Below are 9,183 nucleotides of genomic sequence, written 5' to 3'. Positions count from 1 at the left end.
AAAAATCTATCTAACCATGAAGCCCTGAGCGCTGCAAATCACCAACACCCAAAACTAAATTTCGGAAATTTACAGAAAAGAAGTTGCTTTATCGAAGCGCCAGAGCGAAAAGGCATCAGGAGCTGTTGCACAGGTAGATTTATTTGCCGACTTCAATGGCCTGCCCAACACAGACGCCAAAACCGAGTTTTACCAGCACGACGGGCATTGGCAAAACCGCATGATTCTGGGCGACTCCTTAAGCGTGATGGCGTCCCTGGCCGAGCGCGAAGGCCTGCGCGGCAAGGTGCAGTGCATTTATTTTGACCCGCCGTATGGCATCAAATTCAACAGCAACTTCCAGTGGAGCACGTCCAGCCGCGATGTGAAGGACGGCAACGCTGGTCACATCACGCGCGGGCCGGAGCAGGTGAAGGCGTTTCGGGATACGTGGCGCGACGGCATTCATTCGTACCTGACGTATTTGCGCGACCGGCTGACAGTGGCGCGGAATTTATTGACAGAATCCGGGTCGATATTTGTGCAGATTGGGGATGAGAACGTTCACCGGGTGAGGGCGGTGATGGATGAGGTGTTTGGGGATGAGAACTTTGTGTCTGAGATCATCGTGGATAAGACGAGTGCGCAAACAACTGACTTCATTTCAAGCACCTGTGATTTCGTTCTTTTGTTCGCAAAAAACAAAGGAGCGCTTAAATACCGTGAAATCCTTAGAAACAAGGGTTCTGATGAAAGTATTCAACGTGAATACAGAAGGTATCGAGACGAACACGGTCAACTACAAACTATTGAAGCCGATGACTCTCAAAATTGGGCAAGAATGAGTCAGAAGGTTCGGCTGTATAGGCAAGACAACATCGTCTCGCAACGTCCCCCAGGAGATTTTCCCGTGCCCTTTCAAGGGCGAGAGATTCGACCAATCACGGGCTACTGGAAGACCGGGCAGCAAGGTATGGAGCGGCTTATTCGCGGCGGACGCATTGAGCTTCGCGGGAAAATGCTGAGTTATGTCCGGTTTTTTGACGACTATCCGGTAGCTCGAATCAGCAACTATTGGGGCGATACAAAATTTTCTAGTCGCTCAGAAGACAAGTTTTATGTTGTTCAAACCTCTGAGCGCGTAGCCAAGCTGGAAGGCTTTTTGACTCTGAACGACCGCGAAATTTTGCAGGGCGCTGGAAAAGTGTCTGCGCAACTGGCTAAAAGCCAAGCTGAGCAGGAGTTTGACAAATTCCGGGTGGTGGATGACCAGCGGTTTGAGTCGGATTTTGACCGTATGGTGAAGCGCTTGCCAACCAGGCCATCGGGCAAGGCACAAGAATGACCTGGACTACTCACGCCGACCTGCGCGCCCAAGTCCAAAAGCTCTGGGACAAGGGCGACTTGCTGCGCCCCTGCGTGCAGGGTGGGACCTTGTCGCCCCGGCGCTTGCGGTTCACGGGACCGACATCGACCGAATTGACGGAACGTTTCGACGAGGTGCGGGTGTGGATGAAGGATTTCGGGTGCAACGCGCCCCCGCACAGTGCGCCGCGCTATCGCATCGTCATGCGTGAGTTCCGCCACCGTGTGCTGGGCGCAAGCGCCGTGCCGGACGAGGTCTGGCTTGATACGCTGGATCACGCGCTGGCGCTGATCGGCAAACAAAAAGAGGCCAGGCGTTTTGCCAGTCTGGTGCAACTGACGCGCGAACAACACCCTGTCTTGCTGCCGTGGCTGGAAGGACGGCCCCTGAATGCCCTGGCCTTGGCGGACGCCTGGCAGCGCCTGTTGAGCGTCATCTGCTGGCTGCAATCGCATCCGCGTCCCGGCATTTATCTGCGGCAGGTGGACCTGCCCGGGGTGGACAGCAAGTTCATCGAGGCCAACCGCGGCGTGCTCTCGGAACTGCTGGATCTGGCCTTGCGCCAGGATGCTATCGACGCCAGCGCCACCGGAGCCAGCCAGTTTTGCCGCCGCTACGGTTTCAAGGACAAACCGCTGCGCATCCGCTTTCGGCTGCTGGACGCGCGTGTGGCCTTGCTACCCAACGGGTGTGATCAGGACATCAGCCTCACGCAGGCGGCTTTTGAACAGCTTGATTTGCCGTTGCGCCGCGTCTTCATGACTGAGAACGAGATCAACTTTTTGGCTTTTCCTGCCATGCCGGGCAGCCTGGTCATTTTTGGCGCAGGCTACGGCTTTGAGGCGTTTGCGGGTGTCCCCTGGTTACACCAGTGCGACTTGTATTACTGGGGCGACATCGACACCCACGGTTTTGCCATTCTGGACCAACTGCGTTCCCGTTTCCCCCATGCCCAGTCGCTGTTGATGGATCGTGAAACCTTGTTGGCGCATGCCGACCACTGGGGCCAGGAGCCGCAACCCCTGCTGCGTGATCTGCCGCGCCTGACGCCTGACGAGACTGGGCTGTTCAATGATTTGCGTGATAACAAATTGCGCGTCGGGGTTCGGCTCGAGCAGGAGCGCATCGGCTTTGGCTGGGTGCAGCGGGCCTTGGCTGATTTGAAGGCATGACGCTGTGAACGTGCACCCGATGGCTGCTGCTTTGCTGCTGGCCTTGCTCATTGACCGCTATTTTGGTGAGCCACCGGCGCGCCTGAGCGTACAGTCCCCGGCGGCGCAAGATGCGCTGGGGGCGGCGCTTCAAACAACCGTAAACAAAGGCCAAGCATGACCTACAGTGCCAAAGAAATTTTCTATACCTTGCAGGGCGAAGGCCATCATGCCGGGCGCCCTGCCGTTTTCTGCCGCTTTGCCGGTTGCAATTTGTGGAGCGGCGCCGAGGACAGCCGGGCCAGCGCCGTCTGCCAGTTTTGCGACACCGATTTCGTCGGCACCGATGGCGAAGGCGGTGGCAAGTTCAGGGACGCTGAGACCCTGGCCGCCGCCATCAACCAATTGTGGCCCGCGTCGTACCCGGCCAGCAAATACGTGGTGTTCACCGGCGGAGAGCCGCTGCTGCAGCTCGATGCCGCGCTCATCAAGGCCATGCATCACGCCGGTTTCGAAGTCGCCATTGAAACCAATGGCACCTTGCCGGTTCCAGGCGGCGTGGACTGGGTGTGTGTCAGTCCCAAGATGGGCTCCGCGTTGGTGGTACGCGCCGGCAACGAGATCAAAGTGGTCATCCCGCAGGCGGGCCAAGTGCTGGACGACTACGCCTGCCTGGCCTTTGACCATTATTTTGTGCAAGCCATGGACGGCCCACTTCAAAAAGAGAACCTGCGCATGGCCATTGACTACTGCAAAGCTCATCCCCAGTGGAAGCTCAGCCTGCAGACCCATAAACTGCTTCAAATCCCTTAATTTCGCCGAACACGCGAGCTCACGCCACACCATGCTTACCATCACCCGAAAAATGGAATTCGATGCCGGTCATCGCATTCCCGACCACAAGAGCCAGTGCAGAAACATGCACGGCCACCGCTACACCCTGCTCATCACCCTGACCGGTGACGTGGTGCAACAAGAGGGCGAGTCTGACAACGGCATGATCATGGATTTTGGCGACATCAAGGCGCTGGCCAACCAGCACCTGGTCGAGCTCTGGGACCACGCCTTCATCGTCTACGCGCACGACACCGTGGTGCGTGATTTTCTGGACAGCATGCCGAACCACAAAACGGTGGTTATTGATCGCGTGCCCACGGTCGAAAATCTGGCCAAGATTGCCTTCGATATTTTGAAGGAGGTCTACCAGGGCCGCTACGGCAGACACCTGTCGCTGGCCAAGGTCACCCTGTATGAAACGCCCAATTGCTGGGCTGAGATCGACGGCTAGCGCTGCCTCCGACGCGCTTACTTTCATGACCGCCAAATGCATCATGGTGCTGGGCACCACCAGCGGCGCCGGCAAAAGCTGGCTGGCGACCGCGCTGTGCCGTCATTACGCCCGCCAAGGCCTCAAGGTGGCGCCCTTCAAGGCGCAGAACATGAGCAACAACGCGCGGGTGGTGGCCAGCGACAAAGGCTCGGGAGAAATCGGCAGTGCCCAATACTTTCAGGCGCTGGCCGCGTGCGCCGTGCCCGATGTGCGCATGAACCCGCTCTTGCTCAAGCCCGAGCCTGTGCCATGCTGCGCGAGATGGCCAGTTTTGAGTCGGCCGGCGTGTCGGAGAAGGCAGCAACTCAGACCGCGCAGGTTTGAGCATGCGTTGACGATGAAAGCATCGATTGCCATCATGGCCAGGTGTGAGTGGGGTAAAGGTTTGGGCCGATTTCAAAAAGCGAAGCGTATGAGGCCCGGGCCTTTACCCCACTCGCACCGTGTTAGAAAGTGACTGTCCCCGGCCTTGATGTTCTGACGCCGGGATGCAGACTGTGGCTCTAACCGGGGCGCGGGCAGGGCGGACGCCGAGGCCTCATGCGCTTCGCTTTTTGAAATCGGCCTCGACATCCACCCTACCCACACCCCTTACGTTCTTGATTGAAGCGCGCGGGCGCAATTTGACTCACCAATAATGCAACTCTCTTGTCTGACTGCGATTACCCCATGAGCCAGTTCATCCGCCACTACCTGCTGAGTCTTCAGTTTTTCACCCGCATCCCGGTCACCGGACGGCTGGCGGAGTGGGTTGGGTTCAGCCCGGCGATGCTGCGTGCCAGCGCCGGGCACTTCCCCGGCGTGGGCGTGCTGGTGGGGGCTCTGGTGGCGGCGTTCACGGCGTTGCTGCATTTCGTCCTGCCGCCCACGGGCTCGACACCGCTGGTGGTGGCCGCGCTGGGCACGGCATTGGGCGTGCTGCTCACCGGTGCGTTTCATGAAGATGGCCTGGCCGATGTGTTTGACGGCCTGGGCGGCAGTGCCGAGCGGGAGCGGGCGCTGGTCATCATGAAAGACTCGCGTGTGGGGGCTTTTGGCGCCATTGCCGTGATGCTGGCGCTGTTGTGCAAGGTGGCGTTGCTGGCGCTGCTGGGTGCTGTCAGTGCGACGCTGATGGTGGCCGCGCTGTTTGTCGCGCATGTGCTGTCGCGCACTTGGCCGCTGCTCACCATTCGGCTGCTGCCGCATGTGGGCGATGCGGCGGGCTCCAAGTCGAAGCCGCTGGCCGATCAGATCAGCGTGGCTGCGTTGCTGACCGATTTTATATGGTGTTTTATGGCGCTAGCCCTCGTCATCTATACACAATCAGCTACTGAATTTGTAGTGAATGATTTGACGGATGCCGGTTTGCTGCAGGCGCTTCTGAGCGCCGTGGTCGCATCCTTCGTGGCCTGGGCTGTGATGGCGCGCTGGTTCTGGCGTCGGCTCCAGGGTTTTACCGGCGACTGCCTGGGGGCCACGCAGCAGGTGTGCGAGCTGGCTTTTTACCTTGGGCTGGCGGTGGGTCTTTGATCAAGGAGATGCGGACATGAAGCTGTGGCTGGTGCGTCATGCGCAACCCCTGATCCCATCGGGGGTTTGCTACGGTGCCACCGATGTGGCCGCCGATGAGCAGGCGACGCAGCAGGCCGCCGCCGCCCTGGCCGCGCTACTGCCGCAGCGTGTTCAGGTGATGTCGTCGACGTTACAAAGATGTGAGCGTCTTGCGCAATGTTTACGGGGGCTACGGCCTGATTTGACCTATAAAACCGATGCGCGCCTGGTGGAGATGGACTTTGGCTGTTGGGAGGGCCAGCGCTGGGATCGCATCCCGCAAGCCGACTTCGACCGCTGGACCGCGGACTTTGGCGGGCATCGATTTGGCGGCAGGGAGAGTGTGTCCGACGTCATGCAGCGCGTGACCCGCGCGTGGGACGAGACACAGCGCCTGCGCCTGAATACGGTGTGGGTCACCCACGCCGGGGTGATTCGTGCCGCATCCTTGCTGGCGCAGGGTGTGCGCCAGGTGGCGCAGGCTGACCAGTGGCCGCGCGAGGCACCGGCCTTTGGCGGCTGGTGTGAATTTCAGGCTTGAATCAGGCGCTCTCAACCCGGTTGCGCCCAGCGGCCTTGGCGCGGTACAGGGCAGCGTCGGCGCGCGCCAGCAGCTTGTCCATGGTGTCATTGTCTTTTCGGTTCGTGGTGAGGCCGATGCTCACGGTACACGCAGGCGCCGGCCCGGCCAGGGTGCAGGCGTCGCGAATCCGCTCGGCCACAGCAAGGGCCTCGTCCAGAGCGGTGTCCGGCAAAAGCGCCACAAACTCTTCGCCGCCAAAGCGACCCAGTTGGTCAGGCTCACGCAGCAAGGCGTTGACCCGGGCCACAAAGCTGATCAGCGCCTGGTCGCCCGCTTGGTGGCCATAGCTGTCGTTGACCGCCTTGAAATGATCCATGTCCATGATCAGCAACGCCATGCTGCGGCCATGACGGCGGCAGCGCTCCAACTCGGAGCGGCAAGCGTCGTCCATGTGCCGGCGCGTCAGGGCGTTGGTAAGTGAATCGTGGTTGGCCAAGTGCTCCAGCTCGATGCGCAAGCGGTCGGTGGCCATCAGCACCGCGCTGATGGAGAACAGCAAAACGGAAAAAGCGAAGCTGGTGATGTAGATCAGTTGCAGGCTTGATGTGTCAAAGAACTCGGCGTTGGCTGGAAAGGGCACGGTGAACGAAGTCACCAGACGCATGACCTGCGCGGCCAAGAGGAGCAGCAGTACGCCAGCAGCCAGTCCCCGGGCAAACGTGATGGAACCCTGCCGGGCTACCAGCCAGGCGTGCACCCCGGACAGTCCAGCCGTTACCCCGGTCGTCAAAACCAGTCGCATGTGGTAGCTGGGCTCGACCAGGGTGAACCACACCTGTACCAGCGCCAAGCCCGTGATCGATGCCAGCCAGGGCGCGACGCGAGGGCTGGCGCCAAAGAAGCGCTGGCTGCCTACGTAAGCCAGATACTGCCCGCACCAGAGCAGGTAGCTGGAAACAGAGATGGAGACGAGGTCAGGCAGTTTGCCGCGACCGGCCACCAGCAGGCCGCCCACAAATAAAACCAGCAGCGCTGCCGACCATTCACCCAGCCCCTGGATGGAGGCCGGGTAATTGCGCTTGAGCGCATACAGCACCAGCGACATCAAACCACCCATGATGCCAGTGAGCAGGAGAACCGTGCGGGGGTCGATGTCAGTCATGGGTGGATACGACTTCAGCGGGCTCGCACCGTGTCGGGCGTTGTTTTGGATTTGAAGTCGCAATAGGCGCTCACCGCGCATTGCCAGCACAGCGGCTTGCGCGCCTGGCACACGTAGCGTCCATGCAAAATCAGCCAGTGGTGCGCATCCACCATGTACTCGGCTGGAATGCGTTTCAGCAGCTTTTGCTCCACCTCGAGCGGTGTTTTGCCCGGCGCCAGCCCGGTGCGGTTGGCGACGCGAAAAAGATGGGTGTCGACTGCGATGGTCGGCTCGCCAAACGCGACGTTCAAGATGACGTTGGCGGTCTTGCGCCCCACACCCGGCAAGGTCTGAAGCGCCTCACGCGTGCGCGGCACCACACCGCCGTATTGATCCATCAGCATCCGGCAGGTCTGCATCAGATGGCGGGCCTTGGCGTGGTACAGGCCAATGGTCTTGATGTAGCCCTCCAACCCTTCCAGGCCCAGGTCCAGCATCTTTTGTGGCGTGTTCGCTACCAGAAAAAGGCGGCGCGTGGCTTTGTTGACGCTGACATCCGTGGCCTGGGCTGACAGCAGCACGGCGACCAGCAACTCAAACGGACTGGTGAATTCCAGCTCGGTTTGCGGCTGCGGGTTGGCAGCTTTCAGGGTGGCAAAAAAGGATTCGATGGCAGCAGGCGTCATGAAAGGATGATACTTTGGGTGTCAATGTCCAGGGCCCACTCGCTCATGAGCGGCAGTTGGATGGATGCGAAAAATGAATCGAGGCTGCCACCATGCTGGTGAACCGTGAGTGCGTAGGCAATCGGTCACAATTTACCCTAAATCAATTCTCCTGAAAGCTGGAATTTCATGCAATTTGCCGACCGTCTGAAAAATGTTGAAACCTCCGCCATTCGTGAGCTCTTCAAACTGCTGGGCAAACCCGGCATCATCAGTTTTGCCGGCGGCTTTCCAGACCCGGCGCTGTTTGATGCCGAAGGCATTGCAAAAGCGTCGCAAGCGGTGCTCACCCACAACCCCGGCCCGGTGCTGCAATACGGCGCCACCGAGGGCTATCAGCCCTTGCGCGAAGCCATCAGCACCTTCATGGCGGGCAAGGGCAGCAGCGTCAGGCCGGAAGGGCTGATCGTCACCACCGGCAGCCAGCAGGCGCTGGACCTGATCGGCAAGACCATGATCTCGCCGGGCGACAAGGTGATTGTGGAGGCGCCCACCTTTTTGGCCACGATCCAGTGCTTTCGGCTCTATGGCGCCCACATCATTGGCGCACCGATTGATGCCGACGGCGTGGATGTGGACAAGTTGGAGGCGCTGATCGAAGAGCACAAACCGAAGCTGGTCTACCTGATTCCCACCTTTGGCAACCCGAGCGGCGCCACGCTCAGCTTGGTGCGGCGCAGGCGCATTCTTGAGATTGCGGCCCGCACGCAAACGCTGGTGGTGGAAGACGACCCCTACGGCGAGCTGTACTTTGACCAGCCGCCACCACCGAGCCTGCTCGCCCTGAGCGACGGTGTGCCGGGCAGCCGCGACTGGCTGGCGCATTGCGGCAGTTTCAGCAAGATATTGAGCCCGGGCTTGCGCGTGGGCTGGCTGGTTGCGCCGGCTGCGCTATTGGCCAACGCCACCATGTGCAAGCAGTTCAGCGACGCCCACACCAGCAACCTCACGCAAGCCATTTGTGCCCATTACCTGACCATGAATCGCCTGGACGGCACATTGGCCGTGGTGCGTAAAACCTACGCCGAGCGCGCGCGGGTCATGGCCAAATCGCTGCGCCGGGAGTTGGGTGATGCGATTGCATTCAACCAACCGCGGGGCGGCATGTTCTTCTGGGCCAGACTGACCGAGGCGAATGGCAAGGGCAGCAATGCCCCCGACTTTGCCAAGCGCGCCATTGAGCAGGGCGTGGCCTTTGTGCCCGGTGCACCGTTTTTTGCGCATGACCCCGATCTGAGCACGCTGCGCCTGAGCTTTGCCACGGCTGATGTGGCCAAGATTGAAGAAGGCATTGGGCGATTGGCACAGGCGCTTTAAATGGATTTATAAAAAATCAGCCTGTAGCCCCCTACAGGGACTTCCCACCAAATCAAGAGGTATTGGATTTATTTTTTGATAGGCGGTATTCATTGCATTGATGTAAACGAAAGCG

Annotated in this window: 10 protein-coding genes and 1 pseudogene; 9 read left to right on the top strand and 2 right to left on the bottom strand. The window is 59.8% G+C overall.

All coding sequences use genetic code 11. From position 1 onward, the window contains the following. The first annotated feature begins 220 nt into the window (after window positions 1-220). From GZ093_RS18605 to cobC, 8 genes and pseudogenes are all read left to right on the top strand, one after another. Entirely contained in the window at window positions 221-1,324 is a 1,104-nt protein-coding gene (locus tag GZ093_RS18605; RefSeq protein ID WP_296488937.1) for a DNA methyltransferase, read from the top strand. Beyond that, window positions 1,321-2,517, top strand: coding sequence for a Wadjet anti-phage system protein JetD domain-containing protein (locus GZ093_RS18600; RefSeq protein ID WP_296488935.1), 1,197 nt, complete (start codon window positions 1,321-1,323; stop codon window positions 2,515-2,517). Before GZ093_RS18605 ends, GZ093_RS18600 begins: the two co-directional genes overlap by 4 nt. A gap of 4 nt (window positions 2,518-2,521) precedes the next feature. Continuing rightward, complete coding sequence (locus tag GZ093_RS18595; RefSeq protein WP_296488933.1) at window positions 2,522-2,677, top strand: hypothetical protein; 156 nt, start codon at window positions 2,522-2,524, stop codon at window positions 2,675-2,677. Beyond that, window positions 2,674-3,309, top strand: coding sequence for a 7-carboxy-7-deazaguanine synthase (queE, locus tag GZ093_RS18590; protein WP_296488932.1), 636 nt, complete (start codon window positions 2,674-2,676; stop codon window positions 3,307-3,309). The genes GZ093_RS18595 and queE overlap by 4 nt, the downstream gene beginning before the upstream one ends. Before the next feature lie 31 nt (window positions 3,310-3,340). Further along, a complete protein-coding gene (queD, locus tag GZ093_RS18585) occupies window positions 3,341-3,784 on the top strand; it encodes a 6-carboxytetrahydropterin synthase QueD (protein ID WP_296488930.1) in 444 nt (147 codons plus the stop codon). A 25-nt stretch (window positions 3,785-3,809) separates the two neighbouring features. Beyond that, a pseudogene (locus GZ093_RS18580) lies at window positions 3,810-4,067 on the top strand (cobyric acid synthase CobQ); the annotation flags it as partial. A gap of 428 nt (window positions 4,068-4,495) precedes the next feature. Then, a complete protein-coding gene (locus GZ093_RS18575; protein WP_296488927.1) occupies window positions 4,496-5,338 on the top strand; it encodes an adenosylcobinamide-GDP ribazoletransferase in 843 nt (280 codons plus the stop codon). Between the two features lie 16 nt (window positions 5,339-5,354). After that, on the top strand, window positions 5,355-5,900 hold the full coding sequence (gene cobC, locus GZ093_RS18570) for an alpha-ribazole phosphatase (protein ID WP_296488924.1): 546 nt from the start codon (window positions 5,355-5,357) through the stop codon (window positions 5,898-5,900). A gap of 1 nt (window position 5,901) precedes the next feature. Here the strand turns inward: cobC and GZ093_RS18565 are convergent, their stop codons facing one another. Both GZ093_RS18565 and nth read right to left on the bottom strand, forming a co-directional pair. After that, window positions 5,902-7,044 (bottom strand): GGDEF domain-containing protein, encoded by a 1,143-nt coding sequence (locus tag GZ093_RS18565; protein ID WP_296488922.1) that lies wholly within the window; start codon window positions 7,042-7,044, stop codon window positions 5,902-5,904. A 14-nt stretch (window positions 7,045-7,058) separates the two neighbouring features. Then, a complete protein-coding gene (gene nth / locus GZ093_RS18560; protein WP_296488920.1) occupies window positions 7,059-7,712 on the bottom strand; it encodes an endonuclease III in 654 nt (217 codons plus the stop codon). Window positions 7,713-7,880: 168 nt separating this feature from the next. Between nth and GZ093_RS18555 the strand changes: the two genes are divergently transcribed. Continuing rightward, entirely contained in the window at window positions 7,881-9,068 is a 1,188-nt protein-coding gene (locus tag GZ093_RS18555; RefSeq protein WP_296488917.1) for a PLP-dependent aminotransferase family protein, read from the top strand. Window positions 9,069-9,183: the final 115 nt, after the last annotated feature.

The sequence above is a fragment of the Rhodoferax sp. genome, from assembly GCF_010365055.1.
In the GTDB taxonomy this organism is placed as follows: Bacteria; Pseudomonadota; Gammaproteobacteria; order Burkholderiales; family Burkholderiaceae_C; genus Rhodoferax.
Note: the sequence above shows the minus strand (reverse complement) of the source record. Positions and strands in the feature narration are given on the sequence as shown.

What these genes read in the sequence shown, in the direction of transcription:
- GZ093_RS18605 (WP_296488937.1), top strand. Translation starts at nt 221, where the DNA reads ATGATTCTGGGCGACTCCTTAAGCGTGATGGCGTCCCTGGCCGAGCGC.
- GZ093_RS18600 (WP_296488935.1), top strand. Translation starts at nt 1,321, where the DNA reads ATGACCTGGACTACTCACGCCGACCTGCGCGCCCAAGTCCAAAAGCTC.
- queE (WP_296488932.1), top strand. Translation starts at nt 2,674, where the DNA reads ATGACCTACAGTGCCAAAGAAATTTTCTATACCTTGCAGGGCGAAGGC.
- queD (WP_296488930.1), top strand. Translation starts at nt 3,341, where the DNA reads ATGCTTACCATCACCCGAAAAATGGAATTCGATGCCGGTCATCGCATT.
- GZ093_RS18575 (WP_296488927.1), top strand. Translation starts at nt 4,496, where the DNA reads ATGAGCCAGTTCATCCGCCACTACCTGCTGAGTCTTCAGTTTTTCACC.
- cobC (WP_296488924.1), top strand. Translation starts at nt 5,355, where the DNA reads ATGAAGCTGTGGCTGGTGCGTCATGCGCAACCCCTGATCCCATCGGGG.
- GZ093_RS18565 (WP_296488922.1), bottom strand. Translation starts at nt 7,044, where the DNA reads ATGACTGACATCGACCCCCGCACGGTTCTCCTGCTCACTGGCATCATG.
- nth (WP_296488920.1), bottom strand. Translation starts at nt 7,712, where the DNA reads ATGACGCCTGCTGCCATCGAATCCTTTTTTGCCACCCTGAAAGCTGCC.
- GZ093_RS18555 (WP_296488917.1), top strand. Translation starts at nt 7,881, where the DNA reads ATGCAATTTGCCGACCGTCTGAAAAATGTTGAAACCTCCGCCATTCGT.